The sequence below is a fragment of the Kitasatospora sp. NPDC029367 genome, from assembly GCF_055569135.1.
In genome coordinates this window covers 21,652-41,042 of sequence record NZ_JBVHYH010000036.1, presented here as the reverse complement: position 1 = coordinate 41,042, position 19,391 = coordinate 21,652, and the positions used below count along the sequence as shown (strand labels likewise).

The 19,391-nt window shown below is 72.9% G+C and carries 11 protein-coding genes; 10 read left to right on the top strand and 1 reads right to left on the bottom strand.

Translation table 11 applies throughout. The annotated features are described in order from the left end of the window. Window positions 1–55: 55 nt before the first annotated feature. From ACZ4W5_RS20530 to ACZ4W5_RS20495, 8 genes are all read left to right on the top strand, one after another. A complete protein-coding gene (locus ACZ4W5_RS20530) occupies window positions 56–2,185 on the top strand; it encodes a molybdopterin oxidoreductase family protein (RefSeq protein ID WP_465656037.1) in 2,130 nt (709 codons plus the stop codon). Further along, window positions 2,182–3,477, top strand: a complete 1,296-nt coding sequence (locus ACZ4W5_RS20525; RefSeq protein ID WP_465655988.1) for an NAD(P)/FAD-dependent oxidoreductase — start codon at window positions 2,182–2,184, stop codon at window positions 3,475–3,477. The genes ACZ4W5_RS20530 and ACZ4W5_RS20525 overlap by 4 nt, the downstream gene beginning before the upstream one ends. Next, the gene (gene nirB / locus ACZ4W5_RS20520) at window positions 3,477–6,068 is read left to right on the top strand and encodes a nitrite reductase large subunit NirB (protein WP_465655987.1); all 2,592 of its coding nucleotides are present in this window, start codon (window positions 3,477–3,479) and stop codon (window positions 6,066–6,068) included. The genes ACZ4W5_RS20525 and nirB overlap by 1 nt, the downstream gene beginning before the upstream one ends. Beyond that, window positions 6,065–6,424: a nitrite reductase small subunit NirD gene (nirD, locus tag ACZ4W5_RS20515; protein ID WP_465655985.1), complete on the top strand. Its 360-nt coding sequence runs from the start codon at window positions 6,065–6,067 to the stop codon at window positions 6,422–6,424. The genes nirB and nirD overlap by 4 nt, the downstream gene beginning before the upstream one ends. Beyond that, on the top strand, window positions 6,421–7,839 hold the full coding sequence (locus tag ACZ4W5_RS20510) for a nitrate/nitrite transporter (RefSeq protein WP_465655983.1): 1,419 nt from the start codon (window positions 6,421–6,423) through the stop codon (window positions 7,837–7,839). Before nirD ends, ACZ4W5_RS20510 begins: the two co-directional genes overlap by 4 nt. Before the next feature lie 38 nt (window positions 7,840–7,877). Beyond that, a complete protein-coding gene (locus ACZ4W5_RS20505) occupies window positions 7,878–8,351 on the top strand; it encodes a hypothetical protein (RefSeq protein WP_465655982.1) in 474 nt (157 codons plus the stop codon). A gap of 41 nt (window positions 8,352–8,392) precedes the next feature. Continuing rightward, the gene (locus ACZ4W5_RS20500) at window positions 8,393–12,106 is read left to right on the top strand and encodes an HD domain-containing protein (protein ID WP_465655981.1); all 3,714 of its coding nucleotides are present in this window, start codon (window positions 8,393–8,395) and stop codon (window positions 12,104–12,106) included. Window positions 12,107–12,521: 415 nt separating this feature from the next. Then, window positions 12,522–14,498: a putative Ig domain-containing protein gene (locus ACZ4W5_RS20495; RefSeq protein WP_465655980.1), complete on the top strand. Its 1,977-nt coding sequence runs from the start codon at window positions 12,522–12,524 to the stop codon at window positions 14,496–14,498. Between the two features lie 83 nt (window positions 14,499–14,581). On the opposite strand, the gene ACZ4W5_RS20490 is transcribed toward ACZ4W5_RS20495, so the two are convergent. After that, window positions 14,582–15,052 carry a hypothetical protein gene (locus ACZ4W5_RS20490; protein WP_465655979.1) on the bottom strand — a complete coding sequence of 157 codons (471 nt, stop codon included), beginning with the start codon at window positions 15,050–15,052 and terminating at the stop codon, window positions 14,582–14,584. A gap of 585 nt (window positions 15,053–15,637) precedes the next feature. Here ACZ4W5_RS20490 and ACZ4W5_RS20485 point away from each other — a divergent pair. Together ACZ4W5_RS20485 and ACZ4W5_RS20480 are read left to right on the top strand one after the other, a co-directional pair. Next, the gene (locus tag ACZ4W5_RS20485; RefSeq protein ID WP_360238528.1) at window positions 15,638–16,459 is read left to right on the top strand and encodes an FAD binding domain-containing protein; all 822 of its coding nucleotides are present in this window, start codon (window positions 15,638–15,640) and stop codon (window positions 16,457–16,459) included. Window positions 16,460–16,556: 97 nt separating this feature from the next. Beyond that, complete coding sequence (locus ACZ4W5_RS20480; protein ID WP_465655978.1) at window positions 16,557–19,367, top strand: molybdopterin-dependent oxidoreductase; 2,811 nt, start codon at window positions 16,557–16,559, stop codon at window positions 19,365–19,367. Window positions 19,368–19,391: the final 24 nt, after the last annotated feature.

The window sequence follows — 19,391 nt, the reverse complement described above, 5'->3', positions numbered from 1 at the left end:
CGCCCGCAACATCCGCGACCCGGACGCGAAACAGCGGGCCGCGACCGTTCTCGGCATGACGCCGACCAGCCCCGCCGCCCTCGCCGCGGCCACCGACACCCACTGCCCGTACTGCTCGCTGCAGTGCGGCATGCGGCTGGCGCCGGGCGCGGACGGGCCGCTGGAGGTGCTGGAGCGCCCGGCCTTCCCGGTGAACCGGGGCGCGTTGTGCGGAAAGGGCCGGACGGCGCCCGCGCTGCTCGCCCGGGGCGTACGGCTGGACGGTCCGCTGCTGCGGGACCGGCCCGGCGCCCCGCTGCGCTCGGCGAGCTGGCCGGAGGCGCTGGACCGGGTCGCCGCCGGGCTGGCCCGGGTGCGGGCCGAGCACGGCCCGGACGCGGTGGGCGTCTTCGGCGGCGGCGGTCTGACCAACGAGAAGGCCTACCTGCTGGGCAAGTTCGCCCGGGTGGTGCTGGGCACCGCCAACATCGACTACAACGGCCGGTTCTGCATGTCCTCGGCCGCCGCCGCGCACCGCAGGGCCTTCGGCCTGGACCGCGGGCTGCCCTTCCCGCTCGCGGACCTCCCGCACACCGGCTGCCTGATCCTGGTCGGCGGCAACCCGGCCGAGACGATGCCGCCGGCCGTCCGCTATCTGCGTGAACTCCGGGAGAACGGCGGGAAGTTGATCGTCGTCGACCCGCGCCGCACCCGGACCGCCGAACTCGCCGACCTGCACCTCCAGCCGCGCCCCGGCGGGGACCTGGCGCTGGCCCTGGGCCTGCTCCACCTGGTGATCGCCGACGGCCTGCTGGACCGGGAGTTCATCGCGCGCCGAACCACCGGCTTCGAGGCGGCCCGCGCCTCGGCGATGGCCCACTGGCCGGACCGGGTGGAGCGGATCACCGGCGTCCCGGCCCGTCAACTCCACCAGGCGGCCAGGATGTTCGGTGAGGCCCGGACCGGCATCGTGCTCACCGCGCGCGGCCCCGAGCAGCAGAGCAAGGGCACCGACACCGTCGGCGCCTGGATCGACCTCTGCCTCGCCACCGGCAAGGCCGGCCGCCCGTACAGCGGCTACGGCTGCCTCACCGGCCAGGGCAACGGGCAGGGCGGGCGCGAGCACGGCCAGAAGGCCGACCAACTGCCCGGCTACCGCTCGATCGAGGACCCGGCCGCCCGGGCGCACGTCGCCGCCGTCTGGGGGGTGGACCCGGCGTCGATCCCCGGCCCCGGCAAGTCCGCCTACGAGCTGCTGGACGACCTCGGCCGGCCCGGCGGCGTCCGGGCTCTGCTGCTGGCCGGCTCCAACCCGGCGGTGTCCGCGCCGAACGCCGGGCACGTCACCGGACGGCTGCGCGCACTGGACCTGCTGGTGGTCGCCGACGTGGTGCTCTCCGAGACCGCCCGGCTCGCCGACGTCGTGCTGCCGGTCACCCAGTGGGCCGAGGAGGACGGCACCACCACCAACCTGGAGGGCCGGGTGATCCTGCGCCGCCGCGCCGTCGACCCGCCGGACGGCGTCCGCAGCGAACTGTGGCTGCTGCGCGAACTCGCCGCCCGGCTCGGCGTGCCGGACGGCTTCCCCGCCGAGGGCTTCCCGGCCGACGCCGAGCGGGCCTTCGACGAACTGCGGAGCGCCTCGGCCGGCGGCGACGCCGACTACGCGGGCATCAGCTACGCCCGGATCGCCGCCGAGGACGGAGTCTTCTGGCCCTGCCCGGCCGAGGACCACCCCGGCACCCCGCGGCTCTTCCTGGACCGCTTCGCCACCCCGGACGGCCGGGCCCGCTTCGCCGCGGTCACCCACCGCCCGGCCGCCGAGGAGCCGGACGCGGAGTACCCGCTGTACCTGACCACCGGCCGGGTGCTCGCCCAGTACCAGAGCGGCGCCCAGACCCGCCGGGTCGGGGCGCTCAACGTGGCCGCGCCCGGCCCGTACGTCGAACTGCACCCGCGGCTCGCCGAGCGGCTCGGCATCGCCGACGGCGCCCCGGTCGCGGTCACCAGCCGGCGCGGACGGGCCGTCGCCCCCGCGCGGGTCACCGACGCCATCCGCCCGGACACCGTCTTCATGCCCTTCCACTGGGCGGGCGCCGGCCGGGCCAACACCCTCACCAATCCCGCGCTCGACCCGGTCTCCCGGATGCCCGAGTTCAAGCTCTGCGCGGTGCGGGTCGAACGAGTGGAGGTGACGACGACATGACCGACCAGCGGATCGCCGTGGTCGGCGGGGACGCCGCGGGCCCCAGGGCCACCGTGGTCGGCGGCGATACGGCGGGTCCCAGGATCGCGGTGGTCGGCGGCGGCATGGCGGCCGCCCGCTTCGCCGAGCGGTACACCGCCCTCGGCGGGCCCGGCACGGTCACCGTGTACGGCGCCGAGCCGCGCGCCCCCTACAGCCGGGTGCTGCTCGCCGAGGTGCTCACCGGCCGCTACGACGCCGAGTCGATCGCCCTGCCGCTCGGCGGGGCCCGGGCCCGGACCGGCTGCGAGGTGGTCGCGCTGGACACCGCCGGCCGCACCCTGCGACTGGCCGACGGCACCGAGGAGCCCTGGGACGAACTGGTCCTCGCCACCGGCGCCAACCCGGTGCTGCCGCCGGTGCGCGGGCTGCGCCGCCCCGACGGGTACGGACTGGCCGAGGGCGTGCACACGCTGCGCACCCTGGAGGACTGCACCCGGCTCGCCGAGGAGGCCGCCGGTGCCAAGCGGGCGGTGGTGATCGGCGGCGGAGTGCTGGGAGTGAGCGCCGCCCGGGCCCTGGCCGCACTCGGCGTGCGCACCGAAATAGTCCACCAGGCGCCACACTTGATCGAGCGTCAACTGGACCAGGAGGCGGCCGCCGTGCTGCGCGACCGGCTCCGCACGCTCGGCGTCGACTGCTACCCCGGCAACCGGGCCCGGGCCGTGCACGGCGGGGAGAAGGCCGGCGCGGTGGAGCTCGCCAGTGGCTACCGCCTGGACTGCGACCTGGTCGTGCTCGCCTGCGGCACCCGCCCGCGCACCGCGCTCGCCCACGCCGCCGGACTGCCCGTCGGCACCGGCGTCCTGGTCGACGACCAACTGGCCGTCGCCCCACAGGTGTCCGCGATCGGCGACTGCGCCGAACACCGCGGCACCGTCCACGGCCTGGCCGGCCCCGCCTGGGACCAGGCCGACGTGCTGGCCCGCCGCCTCTCCGGCGCCGAACCCGACGCCCGCTACCACGGCACCGGCCCGCGCGCCCGGCTCAGCACCGGCGGCCTGGAGTACGCGGCCTTCGGCACCGTCGACGAGACCCTCGACCCCGGCCTCGACGTGCTGCGGCTCACCGACGCCACCCGCGGCAGCTACAAGAAGCTCGTCCTGCGCGACGACCGGCTGGTCGGCGCCATCCTGCTCGGCGACCTCGCCACCGTCGACGCGCTGGCCGGCGCCTTCGCCGACGGCGGCGCGCTCGCCGGACACCCCCTGCACCTGCTCACCCGAGGAACCGCAATGACTGGAGACGCGTGATGACCACCCCAAGTGACCGCGCCGTACGGGACCTCGTGCTGGTCGGCCACGGCATGGTCGGCCAGCGCTTCCTGGAGGCCTGGAGCGAGCAGCCTGCCGCCCGCGACTGGCGGGTCACCGTGCTCGCCGAGGAGCCCCGGCCCGCCTACGACCGGGTCCACCTCAGTTCGCTGTTCTCCGGCAGCACGCCCGAGGACCTCGCACTCTGCCCGCCCGGCTTCCTCGCCGAACACGGCATCGACCTGCGGCTCGGCGACCCGGTCAGCGCGATCGACCGGGCGGCGCGGCTGGTCCGCACCCGCTCCGGCTCCGAACTCCGGTACGACGTCCTGGTGCTGGCCACCGGCTCGGTGCCCTTCGTGCCGCCCGTCCCCGGCACCGACGCGCCCGGCTGCCACGTCTACCGCACCGTCGAGGACGTCGACGCGATCCGGGCCGGCGCCGCCGACGCCGCAACCGGCGTGGTGGTCGGCGGCGGACTGCTCGGCCTGGAGGCGGCCGGCGCCCTGCGGGCGGGCGGACTGGCCACCCACGTGGTGGAGTTCGCGCCCCGGCTGATGGCCGTCCAGGTCGACGACGGTGGCGGCGCCGCACTGCGCCGCAGGATCGAGGACCTGGGCGTCACCGTCCACACCGGCGCCGGCGCCGCCGCCGTGCTCACCGGCCCGGACGGCCGGGTACGCGGCCTCGCCCTGTCCGACGGCCGCGAACTGGCCGCCGACCTGGTGGTCTTCTCCGCCGGGGTGCGCGCCCGCGACCAACTCGCCCGGGACTGCGCCCTGCCCGTCGGCCCGCGCGGCGGCATCGTCGTCGACGCCCACTGCCGCACCGAGGACCCGGCCGTCCTCGCCATCGGCGAGTGCGCCCAGGCCGCCGACGGCCGGGTGTACGGGCTGGTCGCCCCCGGCTACCAGATGGCCGAGACGGCGGCCCGCACCATCGCGGAGCAGCCGGGTCCGGGTTTCACCGGCGCTGACACCTCCACCAAGCTCAAGCTGCTCGGCGTCGACGTCGCCAGCTTCGGCGACCCGCACGGCAGCGCCGAGGGCGCCCTCGACGTGCTCTACAGCGACAGCCGCAGCGGCGTCTACCGCAAGCTGGTGATCGGCGCCGACGGCGCCCTGCTCGGCGGCGTCCTGGTCGGCGACACCGAGGGCTACGGCGCGCTGCGCCCACTCGCCGTCGCCGGGAAGCCGCTCACCGTGGCCCCCGAACAGCTGGTGCTGCCCGCCGGGTTCGCCCCCGCCGGACCGCTCACCCTGCCCGACGACGCGGTGCTCTGCTCCTGCCACAACGTCACCCAGGGCGCCGTCCGGGCCGCCGTCCGCGAACAGGGCGCCGACAGCGTCGCCGCCGTCAAGAAGTGCACCCGGGCCGGCACCGGCTGCGGCAGCTGCCTCAAGCAGCTCGGCACCGTCGTCACCGAGGAACTGGCCGCCGCCGGGGTCGCCACCGTCCAGGGCCTGTGCGAGCACTTCGCCCACAGCCGGGCCGAGTTGTACGAGATCGTCCGGGTCACCGGGCTGAACAGCTTCTCCGAGCTGCTCGCCGGGCACGGCAGCGGCGGCGAGGGCTGCGAGATCTGCAAGCCGACCGTCGCCTCCATCCTGGCCAGCCTCGGCAACGGCCACATCCTGGACGGCGAACAGGGCGCCCTCCAGGACTCCAACGACCACTTCCTCGCCAACCTCCAGCGCAACGGCTCCTATTCGGTCGTGCCCCGGGTGCCCGGCGGCGAGATCACCCCCGAGGGCCTGATCGCGATCGGCGAGATCGCCCGCGACCACGGCCTCTACACCAAGCTCACCGGCGGCCAGCGGATCGACATGTTCGGTGCCACCGTCGACGAACTCCCCGTCATCTGGCGCAAGTTGGTCGACGCCGGCTTCGAGTCCGGACACGCCTACGGCAAGTCCCTGCGTACCGTGAAGTCCTGCGTCGGCGAGGCCTGGTGCCGCTTCGGCGTCCAGGACTCCACCGCCCTCGCCATCGAACTGGAGCTCCGCTACCGGGGGTTGCGCTCCCCGCACAAGCTCAAGGCCGCCGTCTCCGGCTGCGCCCGCGAATGCGCGGAGGCGCAGAGCAAGGACTTCGGCGTCATCGCCACCTCGGCCGGCTGGAACCTCTACGTCGGCGGCAACGGCGGCACCACCCCCCGGCACGCCGACCTGCTCGCCGCCGACCTCGACCGCGAGACCCTCGTCCGCACCATCGACCGCTTCCTGATGTTCTACATCCGCACCGCCGACCGCCTCGAACGCACCTCGGTCTGGCTGGAGCGCCTGGAAGGCGGACTCGACCACCTGCGGGCGGTCGTCCTGGACGACTCACTCGGGATAGCCACCGAACTCGACGAACTGACGATGCGTCACATCAGCGGCTACCGGGACGAATGGGCCGAGACCCTGGCCGACCCCGAGCGGCTGCGGCGGTTCGCCTCCTTCGTCAACGCCCCCGGCACCCCCGACCCCGCCGTGACCTTCGTCCCCGAACGCGGCCAGATCCGCCCCGCCCGCCCCGGCGAGGCCGGCCACACCCTCAACTCCCCGGTGCTCGTCGCCGGGGCCCGACTGGAGGTGCTCACCCCGTGACCGTACAGATCCACGACGGCAGCCACTGGCAGACCGTCTGCGCTCTCACCGACCTCCAACCCGGCCGTGGCGTCGCCGTACTGCTCCCCGACGCCGACCAGGTCGCCCTCTTCCGCGGCCGCGACGGAGAGCTCTACGCCGTCGACAACCTCGACCCGTTCAGCGGCGCCCCCGTCCTCTCCCGCGGCCTGCTCGGCAGCCGCGGCGACCGGCCCACCCTCACCTCGCCGATGTACAAGCAGGTGTACGACCTCACCGACGGCCGCTGCCTGGACGAGGACACCGCGCCCGACGGCACCCCCGCCGTGCTGCGCCGCTGGCCGGTCCGGGTGCTCCCCGTGGAGGCCGCGGCATGACCACCGTCCTGGAGCCCGGAACCCGTGCCCCGCTGGCCGGTTGGGACCCGGAGGACGAGGAGCTCTGGGCCCGTGGCGGCGCCCGGATCGCCCGGCGCAACCTGGTCTTCTCCGTCCTCTCCGAGCACATCGGCTTCTCGGTGTGGAGCCTGTGGTCCGTGCTGGTGCTCTTCCTCGGGCCCGAGTACCACATCGACACCGCGGGCAAGTTCACCCTCACCGCGCTGCCCACCGCGCTGGGCGCCCTGCTCCGGCTGCCCTACACCTTCGCCGTCGCCCGGTTCGGCGGCCGCACCTGGACGGTGATCAGCGCCCTGCTGCTGCTCGTGCCGACGGCCCTCGCCGCCCTGGTGCTGGAACCCGGCGTCTCCTACGGCACCCTGCTCGCCGTCGCCTGCGCGGCCGGCGTCGGCGGCGGCAACTTCGCCTCCTCGATGGCCAACATCAACGCCTTCTACCCGCACCGGCTCAAGGGCTGGGCCCTCGGCGTCAACGCGGGCGGCGGCAATCTCGGCGTCCCCGCCGTCCAGTTGCTCGGCCTGTTCGTGCTGGCCACCGCGGGCGTCGCCCACCCCCGGCTGCTGCCGCTGCTCTACCTGCCGCTGATCGTGCTCGCGGCGGCGGGGGCCCAGTGGAAGATGGACAACCTGCCGGTGCCGCCGAACGGCGAGGGCCGGGCGCTGCGGGAGGTCGCCCGCGACCCGTACGGCTGGGCGGTCTCCGCCCTGTACATCGGGACGTTCGGCTCCTTCATCGGCTTCGGCTTCGCCTTCGGCCAGGTGCTCCAGGTCCAGTTCCACGACCGCTTCGACACCCCCGTCAAGGCCGCTGCCCTCACCTTCCTCGGACCGCTGCTCGGCTCCCTGCTGCGGCCCGTCGGCGGGCGCCTCGCCGACCGGTACGGTGGCGCCCGGGTCACGCTGGCGACCTTCGCCGCCATGGGCGCCGGCACGGCGGTCGTGCTGTTCGCCTCCCGGGCCGGCTCGCTGCCGCTGTTCCTCGGCGGGTTCGTGGCGCTCTTCGTGCTCAGCGGGATCGGCAACGGTTCCACGTACAAGATGATCCCGGCGCACTACCAGGGCGTCGCCCGGACGGCGGTCGCGGCCGGTGCCGACCCGGCCGCCGCCGAGGCCGACTCCCGGCGGCGGACGGCGGCGCTGATCGGCCTGGCGGGCGCGGTCGGGGCCTTCGGCGGGGTGCTGGTGAACCTGGCCTTCCGGCAGTCCTTCCTGAGCAGCCACAATGGGGACGCCGCGTACCTCGGGTTCCTGGTGGCGTACCTGCTGTGCTCGGCGCTGACCTGGGCGGTGTGGCTGCGGTGGCGGTGGGGGGCCGGGGGCGGGTCCGCGCCGCCGCCGGGTCGTTCGTACGACGATCGGACGACCCGGCGCGCGGACCCGCTGACCGGCGGTTAGCGTCGGCCGAACCACGCCCCACACCCCCGGAGGTTGCAGTGCAGCGGTGGATCGTCCTGACGGTACTGACCTCGGCCCTCGTCGGCCTCGCCGCCCCGGCCCAGGCCATCGCCCCGGCCCAGGCCGCCGCCCCGGTGGCGGCCCCGGCCGAGGACGCGGCCACGACCACCGTCACCCTCGGTGACGTCGTGATCGACCCGAAGATCCCCAGCCGGGCCCGGGTCGACGTCAGCTACCTGTGCTCGGTCGCCGACGAGGCCCGCTCGCTCACCGTCTCGGTCGAACAGCAGGACCCGGAGGACTCCTCCTCCAAGGCCTTCGGCTCCAGCCGCACCCCGGAGGCCGACATCGTCTGCGACGGCACCGTCCAGCAGCGGCAACTGCTCGTCCAGTCCAAGACCGTCAACTGGATCCCCGGCGCGGACGCCGTCCTCATCGCCACCGTCTCCAACATCGGCTCCACCCCGTCCGCCGCCGCCGACTCCCGCCGGGTGAAACTCGCCGTCGGCTGATTGCCCTACGCTCGTTGCCCTGCACGTGAGGGAGGGCACGAGTGGTCAGCGAAACGTCGAACTCGATGAGCGGCGTCGTCGTCGGCGGGTCGGCCGTGCAGGCCGACACCATCCAGAACCTGTACCTGGGCGCGGCGCCGCCCGGCCCCACGGACGCCGACGACCCGTGGGTACGGTGCGCGGCGCAGTCCCGGGCCTGGCGACACGTCAGGCCCGACCGCGACGCGGAACCGTACCGGAGGGTCGCCCTCGCGGCCGTCGAGGCACTCGCCGGCCTGCGGGACGAGGAGCAACTCGCTGCCGACCCCTGGCAAGACCCGGGCATTGCCGTCCGTTTCGCCGAACGGCTCGGCTGGCTGCTCGGCGACGAGTCCCTGGACCTGTACCCGGCCGAGGCGGCACTTCTGGTCGTGGTGCCGTTCCTCTACCGGGTCCGCTCCCTGCAGCTCGCCGCCGCGCGGGCCGCCGTCCGCCCGACCGACCTCCAGCCGTGCGCCGAACCCGACGCGGACCGGGCGGCCTACGAGCAGTTCATCGAATCCCACGACCTGCTCGTGCACCGTGCCCGCCGTGGCTCCGCGTCCCCTCTCAGCTGGTGGCTCTTCCACCGCTGGCTCGACCAACACGAGGACCTTGCCGACCCGGACGGCGTCCGTACGCTCCTCGACGAGCTGCCGATGTTCGCCGAGCAGCTCGGTGAGACCTTCTCCTTGAAGCGCGTCTGCGCCTTTCTGCACGGCCTCCGCCGAGGCCCCGACGTCGGCAACCGCGACTACCTCGCCGGCCTGCGCGAGGACGACCACCTGAGGGCTCCGGGCGAACAGCACGTCCGCGAGCCCAGGTTGGCGCTGCTGCTGGCCTTGGCATACGGCACCGCCATCGAGATGACGGCGCTGCCCGAGATCGTCGCCGAACACCTGGGCATCCCGCACGAGGTCGACCTCGGGAAGCTGCGCCGCACCCTCGACGAGGCAGTGTGGGGTGGCTCCTACGACCTGCCCGTGTTGCGGGCGGACTGCCACCACGAGGCCGTGGTCGAAGGCCTGCGCGAATACACCGCCCGGGCCGACGAGTTGCTCCACACCGTCCGCCGGGTTCTCAAGGACCACCCCCTACCCACCCGCCTCACCTCCGACGAAGCCGCCCCGGCGAGCGGCGCCTTCACCGGCTGGGCGAGATTCCGCCTCGACGAACGACGGGTGCGCAGCCTGCTGATGGGCGTCGAGCTCTACCGCGACCGGGACCTGGCCGTTCGGGAGCTCTACCAGAACGCCCTGGACGCCTGCCGCTACCGCCGCGCCCGCACGCAGTTTCTGGACCGCACCAACCCGTTGGCGACCTACACCTACGAAGGTCGCATCGAGTTCCGCCAGGGCGTGGACGAGAACGGCCGCCCCTACCTCGAATGCCAGGACGACGGCGTCGGCATGGGCGAGGCCGAGCTGCGAGGAGTCTTCTCCAACGCAGGCGCAAGGTTCGCCGAGCAGCTGGACTTCAAGCTCGAACGCGCCGAGTGGCGCAAGACGGACCCACCCGTCGAGCTCTACCCCAACAGCCGTTTCGGCATTGGTGTGTTGAGCTACTTCATGCTCGCCGAGGAAATCCAGGTCACCACCTGCCGCATGGACGCCACCGGCCGACTCGGCCCACTCCTCGACGTCTCCATCTACGGCCCAAGCCACCTCTTCCGTATCGAGACGAAACCGGAGAAGCCCCGCGATCCCGGCACGACGGTCCGCCTGTACCTGCGGGATGACATCGAGCTCGCCGATTCGTGGTCCGTTCTGGAGGTCCTAGAACGCCTCCTGGGTATCGCGGAGTTCCGTACGACCGTGAACGACGGTGCTCGCGAGGCGGTGTGGGAAGCGGGGGTTTTCAGGTCCCGGGAGAATCACTCGGCCGGCGACTTCGGACTGTATGCCGGCGGCCTGATGGTGCCGTGGGCCGAGGCGCCGGACGGTGCGCAAGTGGTCTGGTGCGAGACGGGCGGGGCGCTGCTGGTTGACGGCCTGCTCGTGGAACCGGAGGTGCAACGGGGGGTCCTTCCGGCGTTAGGGCTGGTAGGTGCCGTCGTGAACCTGTTCGGCCCTCTCGCGCCGGGGAAGCTCTCAGTGGATCGGCGGCGAGTCATCGACGACGTGTCCGTGCCGGTTGGTGCAGTTCTGGCCGCAGCTGCCGAGGAGTTGGTGCGATCTGATTCGGCGCTGTTCAGTATGGAGTGGATCAGTCGTATCACCGATCAGAATGTTCAACTCGCAGACCTCGTGGCGGCAGAGGCCATTCGGCAGGGATGTTTCCGGGACTGGGAAGGAGTGACCTTTGACCTGGTCAGAACCGGGTGCTTTGCCGCCGACCGCAACCTGCTCGCCTTCCTGGACGCTGAGGCTGCTGAGGGGAAGAGGTTGGACGCCTTTCCCCCTGATCATGTGGTGCTGTGGCGATTGATGGCACATGGTCGGGATGAGGTTCTCGCGCAACTCGGAGTGACGGATTCGAAGGTCCGCGACGCTGGTGAGGTTCGGGTGGCAATGCCCTCCGACTTCGTGGTTCTGACCTCTGGCTACCCACGGATGTGGCGGGATGTCCGAGAGGAGCACTGGCATGCCAAGGTGGCAGTCGAGTTGGGAATTTCTCAGGACGAAGTGCGTGAACGGGCCGACAGGCTCGGGTTCGCCCGTGCCGAGAAGCCGGATGCGCTGACGAAGGGTGAACAGGGGTCGGGGGTCGCCAGGGCTTTCGGCATCCTTGAGCGAGACGGGAGGCTGACGGCTGACGGTGGGCTGGAGGCCGTGTCGCGGCTCCTGGCTGATCCGGTGTTCTTGGCCGGGACGCCTGAGGGGTGGAGTTCGTTCGTGGTGATGTTCGAGGAGGACGGTACGGTTGCGCCCGGTCACTTGGCCAAGGCCAGTTTGGTCCTCGGACTGCCGGTTGCCGAGATTTGCTCGACCCTGGCTGGGTACGGTTTCACGGCGGACAGGACGGGACTACCGGACTTTCCCTCGGACAGCGACGTGCGGCTCCTCAGCACTCGTCTCGACGGCTCCGGTCCGTGGCTCCACCGTTCTGTCGAGGTGTCGGCTGCTCGCGTTCTGCGAGCAGCGGTGCGTGAGGCCATCACTGTTGGCGAGGTCGTCGATCGACTGACTCTTGTCGGAGTTCCCGTCCCGCTTCTCCCCTCCGATGCGGCGGCGCGAGACCTGGAGCTGTTCGCGGTTCGGGAGCACGGAATGCTCTCCTATGCCGGACTCTTCAAGCTGGTGGAGCTCGGCAGGTTCTCACTCCAGGAGGCGATCGATCGATACCGGGCGTATGGATTCAACATCCCCATGTCCGTGCCGGAGCTTCTTACACCCTTGGACCTCCTACTGTTCTCCACCCACGGACCGATGAGGTGGGAGGACTTGAGGCTCGGATGTGTCGTGCCGTTCGCCAGCCTGATCAGGGCGGCGGGCGAGATGAGTCGGCGGCCTGAGGAACTCGCCGGGCACCTCAGGTCCCGAGGGATTCCGTTGTCATGCGAGGCCCTCCCGTCCGACCTCACCCCGGGCGAGGCAATGGAGCTGCTTCGAGTGCTTGCACCTGAGCGTCGGGATGGCGCGCCGTCTCTGGCGCAGCTGTTGACTGAGGCGTATCGGCACGGACGACCGGCCTGGCAGATCCATGCCTGGTTGCAGGAGTGGGGCGTCGACGTCCCCGATCTCGCCGAGACTGTCCGTGCTGCGCTGGCCCGGGTGCCGATGGCGGAGTCCTCGTAGCGGCCGAGTCCACCCCTGAGCAGGGCTGCGTGCTGGCCGCTGCCGCGCCGGAGTATGAGCGGTATGCGCAGGCGCATGTGGGGCGGCGGGTCTGAGGAATGCCAAGGTCCTGGCGGGGCCTGGTAAGGGGGAGTTAAAATCCGCGCCCGCCGGGGGAGTTGCCCGCGGGGCGGTGATGGGGTGATCGGCCCTGGTGGGGTGCGGTGCGGGTCTGTTCGGCCCCGGGGGTGTCGCTGCCGGGCCCCGGGTGGGGGACCTTGTGCGCGACCATCAGTGAAATATCATATGGCGCATTGCACAGCGCTCGGCCCGGAGTGAGGCCCGGATCCCCGTCCGCCCGGACCGCGTGTGCGTCCCGCCCTCCCCCCACGTCTCGAGAGACGGAACCCGACCCGTGTTCAGATTCCGATCCCGCATGCCCAGCGGCGCCCGCCGCCCGGTCCGCGCCCCGCGGACCGCCCTGGTGGCGCTCGCCGCCGCCATGGCCGGTGCCGCGCTCAGCAGTCCGCTGTCCGCGATGGCCGACTCCCACGCGCCGCAGGCCGCCACCGTCGTCGCCCAGCCCGGCACCCCGAGGACGGACAAGGCCGTCGCCCCGAAGAAGTCCGGCCCGCGCCGGGTCGGGGCCGCGAAGGCCGGCCCGGTGGGCGCCACGACGAAGGCGCCGCAGCTGGTGGACGGTGCCGACCCGGGCACCGGCGGCAAGGACGGCGACGGCAGCGTTGCCAACGAGTACGACCTCCAGGTCACCTACAAGGGCGGCCAGGAGTCGACCGGTGTGGTGATCGGCGCGCCCAAGGTGTACCTGGTGCTGTGGGGTTCCCAGTGGGGCACCCCGTCGACGAACGCGACCGGCGACACCGTCGTGACCGGCGACCCGGACCAGGCCGCGCCCTACCAGCAGGACTTCTTCAAGGGCCTGGGCAGCCAGGGCGACGGCTGGAGCGCCGTGCTGACCCAGTACTGCGAGGGCATCGCCGCCGGCTCCGTGCAGTGCCCGGCCGGGGCCGCGCACATCCCGTACCCGCAGCAGGGCAGCGTGCTGGCGGGCGTCTGGGTGGACAACGCCGCGCCCGCGCCGCAGGCGGCGACCGAGCCGCAGCTCGGGGCGGAGGCGCTGGCCGCGGCCAAGCACTTCGGCAACCTGACCGAGGCGCAGAACCGCAACGTGCAGTACATCATCGACTCGCCGCAGGGCACCGACCCGGACAAGTGGAAGGAGCTGGGCTACTGCGCCTGGCACGACTTCCAGCGCTCCCCGTACGGCCAGCTCGCCTACACCAACATGCCGTACCTGACGGACGTGGCCGGCTGCGGCACCAACTGGTTCGGCGAGAACACCCCGCGGGGCCGGCTGGACGGCTACGGGATCATCGGCGGCCACGAGTACGCGGAGACGGTGAGCGACCCGAACACCCCGGGCGGCTGGACGGACGCCACCGGGCAGGAGATCGGTGACAAGTGCGCCTGGATCCCGAAGGGCGCCAACGGCGGGCTGTTCTTCGAGGACCTGGCGACGGGCAGCTTCCCGTTGCAGACGCTGTGGTCCAACACCGACCACCTGTGCATGGCCTCGGACCCGATCGTGGCCTCCCCGCCGGTCTCGGTGAGCACCATGTGCGACCGTACGGACAAGGCCGGCCAGCCGCTGTCCATCCCGGCGGTGGGCGTCTCCGGCACCGGCTCGGCCCTCACCTACAGCGCGACCGGGCTGCCGCGGGGGCTGGCCATCGACCCGCACAGCGGGGTGATCGCCGGCACCGCTGCCGCGACCAACGGCTACCAGCGGATCGACGTGACGGCGACGGACGCGGCGGGCAAGGCGGCGTCCACCGGCTTCTGGGAGAACATCAGCGCCGCCGGCGGTTCCGGCTGCGGCTCGATCGAGCAGCTCACCGACGCCGGGTTCGAGAACGGCTCGGCCGACGTCAACCACACCGTGATGACGGACGCGTGGAGCCCGTCGGGGTACAACATCATCACCCCGTCCAGCCTGCACGCGCCGCACTCCGGCTCCTGGTACGCCTGGCTGGGCCAGAACACCGGGACGGACGACTCCATCACCACCTACCTGAACACCTACCCGGGCTACGGACAGGCGAGCTTTTCCTTTTGGCTGGACGTGGAGTCGAGCAACACCTCCGCCGCCGCGCCCGACACCCTGTCGCTGGTGGCGGTCGACCAGTACACCGGCCAGCCGCTCGGCACGGTGAAGACCTGGAGCAGCCGGAACCCGACCAACGGCTACCAGTACCAGTCGGTGGACCTCTCCTCGGTGATCGGCCAGGTCGGCTGGGGGACCACCATCGGTCTCAAGCTGGTCTCCCACGAGGCCGGGACGAGCCCGACCACGGCGTTCCTGGTCGACGACGCCTCGGGCCGGGAGAGCTGATCCCGTACCCGAACGTCCGCCCCGGTACCGCGTGTTGCGGTGCCGGGGCTTCGCCGCTACCACGCCGCCGCTGCCTCCGGCTCTCACGCCCCCGGCAGCGGCGGTCCGGTGTGGGTGCGGGCGGCGTCGACCAGCAACTGGACGGCCTCGACCGGCAGGGCCAGCCGGCGGGCGATCCAGGGGGCGGTGCGGCCGGCCCGGGCGAGCATCCAGGCGGAGTACAACTGGCCGAGCTGCGGGGCGTGTTCGGCGAGCAGCAGGGGGCGGACGGCCTCCATCGGGAAGCCCTCGAGCGCCCGGGCGCTGTACTCGCGCCCGTTGGGGCCGGGCGGGGGCAGCGGGAGCGGACGGCGGGCTTCGAGCCAGCGGCTGAACAGGACCGCGCCGACGACCAGCAGGCCGGAACAGGAGGCGCCGATCAGGATGCCGCCGATGACGGGGCGGTCCTCCTCCTCGGCGAGGCCGAGGGCGATCTCCTCCAGGACGAGCAGCCCGAGGACGGCGGCCAGGACGGCCGCCTCACGGGGGTCCGGGAGGAGCCTGGACGTCGTCATGGGGTACCTCTTCCTCGGCGGGGGGTGCGGAGGGCGGGGGCGGGCGCGGCGGATCACCTTCCGTACAACGGTGGCGAGCGGCTCGGGGTACGCCCGGACGGCCAGGTGGTGAAGGACTGCGCACGGAGTTGACGCCGCGTCAGCAGTTCATCCCTGGAAGGGAGTTCTGCCGGAGGCGGACCCGCGGGTACGGGGCCGGGAGTGGGCCCGGGCGCGGGTGCCGCGCGGGCGGGGGCCCACCGGGGTGCGGTCCGCGTGTCTCGCCTCCTTCCGGTCGGGCGCGCCAGGGCGGTGCGGACGTCGACGGGTACAGGAGTCCACCTTCGGACCTGCCGACAGCATAGCCCGGCCATGCCGACATCGACAGGCTTGTCGAAGTTGACAGTCGAGGTTGACAGACGAAGTTGGCATGCGGAGCGGCCAACTCCCCTCCGGTCCACGGCCGGACGGGCCGCGCCCGGCTTGGAGGATCGACCAGCGGCGGGCCGGTCGGAATGGTGCCCGGGACCACTCGTGACGCCCGCCCGCCGACGGCTTCAATCGCCCTACCGAACGAACGGAACCGGCCGAGGACGGAGGGGCGACATGGATCTGAACACGGTGGCCGAACTGCGGGACGCCCGGCTCGGCGGCCCCTGGCGGACCGGCGACGCCTGGCTCGGCGGCGGGACGTACCTGTTCTCCGAGCCGCAGCCGCACATCCGCCGCCTGATCGACCTCGGCCGGATGGGCTGGGAGCCGCTCACCCGCACCCCGGACGGCGGCCTGGAGATCGCCGCGACCTGCACCGTCGCCCGGCTCTCCCGGTACGGCCGCCAGGAGGCGGACTGGACGGCCGCGCCGCTGGTCGAGCAGTGCTGCCGGGCCTTCCTGGCCTCCTGGAAGATCTGGAACACGGCCACCGTCGGCGGCAACCTCTGCAACGGCCTGCCGGCCGGCCCGATGATCTCGCTCACCGCCGCGCTGGACGGCGTCTGCCTGCTGCGCGCCCCCTCCGGCGAGTACCGGAAGGTCCCGGTGGCGGAGTTCGTCACCGGCTCCGGCCGCAAGGACCTGCGGACCGGCGAACTGCTGCGCTCGATCACCCTGCCGGCCCGCGCGCTGGCGAGCCGCACGGCCTTCCGCCAGGCCTCGCTGTACGGGCTGGGCCGCTCCGCCGCACTGCTGGTCGGCACCCTGGACCCGGTGGACGGCTCGCTGACCCTCACCGTCACCGCCTCCACCGTCCGCCCGTTCCGGTTCTGGTTCCCGCCCGCACCCAGTGCGGCGGCCGTCGAGGAGGCGATCCGGGACGGCATCCGGCCGGAGGACTACTTCGACGACATCCACGGGCTGCCCGCCTGGCGGCGGCACCTGACCTTCCACTTCGCCGAGCAGATCCGGCGCGAGCTGGGTTCCCCGAGCTGAGCCCCGCAGCCCCGGCCGTGGCCCCCGTCCCCCGGCCCCGGCCCCCGTACCGAGCTTCCGTACCGAGCTTCCAGACCCCCACCCAGGAGGCAGCGCGATGAGCTTCGCGATGCACGTCAACGGCCGCCCCACCGGGGTCGAGCCGCGCCCCGGCCAGTGCCTGCGCACCTACCTGCGCGAGCGCGGCTGGTTCGGCGTGAAGAAGGGCTGCGACGCGGGTGACTGCGGCGCCTGCACCGTGCAGGTCGACGGCAACCCGGTGCACAGCTGCCTCTACCCGGCGGCCCGGGCCGCCGGCCGGTCCGTCACCACGGTGGAGGGGCTGGCCGGACCGGACGGCGAACTGCACCCGATGCAGCAGCGCTTCCTGGACGCCCAGGGCTTCCAGTGCGGCTTCTGCACGGCCGGCTTCCTGATGACCACCAGCGCCCTGGACGAGGAACAACTCACCGACCTGCCGCGCTCGTTGAAGGGCAACCTGTGCCGCTGCACGGGCTACCGGGCGATCGAGGACGCGATCAACGGCGTCCGCCACACCGAGGAGCCCGACCCCGGCCACGCCGTCGGCCGCAACCTCGGCGCCCCGGCCGGCCCGCAGGTGGTCACCGGCACCGCCCGCTACACCTTCGACGTCGAGGTGCCCGGCCTGCTGCACATGAAGCTGCTGCGTTCCCCGCACCCGCACGCCCGGATCCTCGCCATCGACACGGCGGCCGCCCTGCGCGTGCCCGGCGTGCACCTGGTGCTCACCCACCACGACGCGCCCGAGCGGCTCTACTCCTCGGCCCGGCACGAGCACCCGACCGAGGACCCGGACGACACCCGGGTGCTGGACGACGTGGTGCGCTTCGTCGGCCAGCGGGTGGCCGCCGTGGTCGCGGACAGCGAGGCGGCCGCCGAGGAGGGCTGCCGCCGGATCGTCGTCGAGTACCAGCAACTCCCGTACGTGCTCGACCCGGAGGAGGCGATGGCGCCCGGCGCGCCGGTGCTGCACCCCAAGGGGCCGGAGTCCCGGATCGCCCGCCCGGAGAACAACGTCTGCGGCGAGGCCCACGGCGAACTCGGCAGCGTGGAACAGGGGTTCGCCGAGGCGGACGTGGTGTACGAGGAGACCTTCCGGACCCAGCGGGTCCAGCACGCCAGCCTGGAGACCCACGGCTGCGTCGTGACCTTCGAACCGGCCGGGCAAGCCGGGCAACCCGGGGAAGCCGGGCAACCCGGGGAAGCAGGCGAGGCCGGAGGGGGTGCGGGGGAGGAGCGGATCGTGGTCCGTTCCTCCACCCAGGTGCCCTTTCTCACCCGGCGCGCCCTGTGCGCCCTGTACGACCTGCCGATGGAGAAGGTCCGGGTGGTGGCCGGCCGGGTCGGCGGGGGCTTCGGCGGCAAGCAGGAGATGCTCACCGAGGACATCGCGGTGCTCGCGGCGATGCGGCTGCACCGGCCGGTGAAGCTGGAGTTCACCCGCGCCGAGCAGTTCCACGGCGCCACCACCCGGCACCCGTTCCTGATCACCGTCAAGCTCGGCGCCAAGCGGGACGGCACCCTGACGGCGATCCGGTTCCGGGTGGTGTCCAACACCGGCGCGTACGGCAACCACGGTCCGGCGGTGATGTTCCACAGCGTCGGTGAGTCGATGGGCGTCTACCGGGCGCCGAACAAGAAGGTGGAGGCGTACTCCGTCTACACCAACGGCGTGCCGGCCGGGGCCTTCCGCGGCTACGGCCTCGGGCAGGTCACCTTCGCCGTGGAGTCCGCGATGGACGAGCTCGCCCGGCGCCTCGGCATCGACCCGCTCGTCCTGCGCGAGAAGAACATCATCGGCCCCGGCGAGCACATGGAGGGCCCGCTCGGCGAGGAGGAGGACCTCCACATCGCCAGCTACGGCCTCGACCAGTGCCTCGGCGTCGTCCGGGAGACCCTCGCGAACGACACCAGCGCCGAACTCGCCCCCGAGGGCTGGCTGGTGGGCCAGGGCTTCGCGATGGCGGCCATCGCCTGCGGCCCGCCCGGCGGGCACATCGCCGACGCCACGGTGCGGCTGCTGGAGGACGGCGGGTACGACATTGCCGTGGGCACCGCCGAGTTCGGCAACGGCACCACCACCGTGCACCGGCAGATCGCCGCCGGGGCCCTGGGCACCACCGTGGACCGGATCACCGTCCGGCAGTCCGACACCGACGTGGTCCGGCACGACACCGGCGCCTTCGGCTCGGCCGGCACGGTGGTCGCGGGCAAGGCGGTGATGCAGGCCGCCAACGCCCTCGCCGAGCGCCTCCTCACCTTCACCGCCGAGTACGCCCGCACCCCGCGCAGCCTGCTGCGGCTCGGCGCCGACGCGGTCGAGTGCGACGGGCGGACGATCACCCTCAAGGAGGTCTTCGAGGCCGCCCGGGGCAAGGGCGTCGAGCTCGCCGCCGACGGCCACTTCGGCGGCTCGCCGCGCTCCATCGCCTTCAACTCGCAGTGGTTCCGGATCGCCGTCGACCCGGACACCGGGGAGATCCGGATCCTGCGCAGCGTGCACGGCGCCGACGCCGGGCGGGTGATGAACCCGATGCAGTGCCGCGGCCAGGTCGAGGGCGGGGTCGCCCAGGCGCTCGGCGCGACCCTGTTCGAACGGGTGCTGCTGGACGAGCACGGCGAGGTCACCACCGCGGCCTTCCGCCGCTACCGGCTCCCGGCGTACGCCGACGTGCCGCGCACCGAGGTGCACTTCAGCACCACCTCGGACGCGATCGGCCCGCTCGGCGCCAAGTCGATGAGCGAGAGCCCGTTCAACCCGGTCGCCCCGGCCTTCGCCAACGCGCTGCGCGACGCCACCGGCATCCGCTTCACCGACCCGCCGTTCCTGCGTGACCAGGTCTGGCAGGCGCTGGCCGAGCGGCGGGGGAGCCACTACTGCGAGTGATGGGGCCGAGTGACGGGGGCGCGT

Coding starts and splice junctions, on each gene's coding strand:
- ACZ4W5_RS20530 (WP_465656037.1), top strand. CDS start 56: ATGACGCCGACCAGCCCCGCCGCCCTCGCCGCGGCCACCGACACCCAC.
- ACZ4W5_RS20525 (WP_465655988.1), top strand. CDS start 2,182: ATGACCGACCAGCGGATCGCCGTGGTCGGCGGGGACGCCGCGGGCCCC.
- nirB (WP_465655987.1), top strand. CDS start 3,477: ATGACCACCCCAAGTGACCGCGCCGTACGGGACCTCGTGCTGGTCGGC.
- ACZ4W5_RS20510 (WP_465655983.1), top strand. CDS start 6,421: ATGACCACCGTCCTGGAGCCCGGAACCCGTGCCCCGCTGGCCGGTTGG.
- ACZ4W5_RS20495 (WP_465655980.1), top strand. CDS start 12,522: ATGCCCAGCGGCGCCCGCCGCCCGGTCCGCGCCCCGCGGACCGCCCTG.
- ACZ4W5_RS20490 (WP_465655979.1), bottom strand. CDS start 15,052: ATGACGACGTCCAGGCTCCTCCCGGACCCCCGTGAGGCGGCCGTCCTG.
- ACZ4W5_RS20485 (WP_360238528.1), top strand. CDS start 15,638: ATGGATCTGAACACGGTGGCCGAACTGCGGGACGCCCGGCTCGGCGGC.
- ACZ4W5_RS20480 (WP_465655978.1), top strand. CDS start 16,557: ATGAGCTTCGCGATGCACGTCAACGGCCGCCCCACCGGGGTCGAGCCG.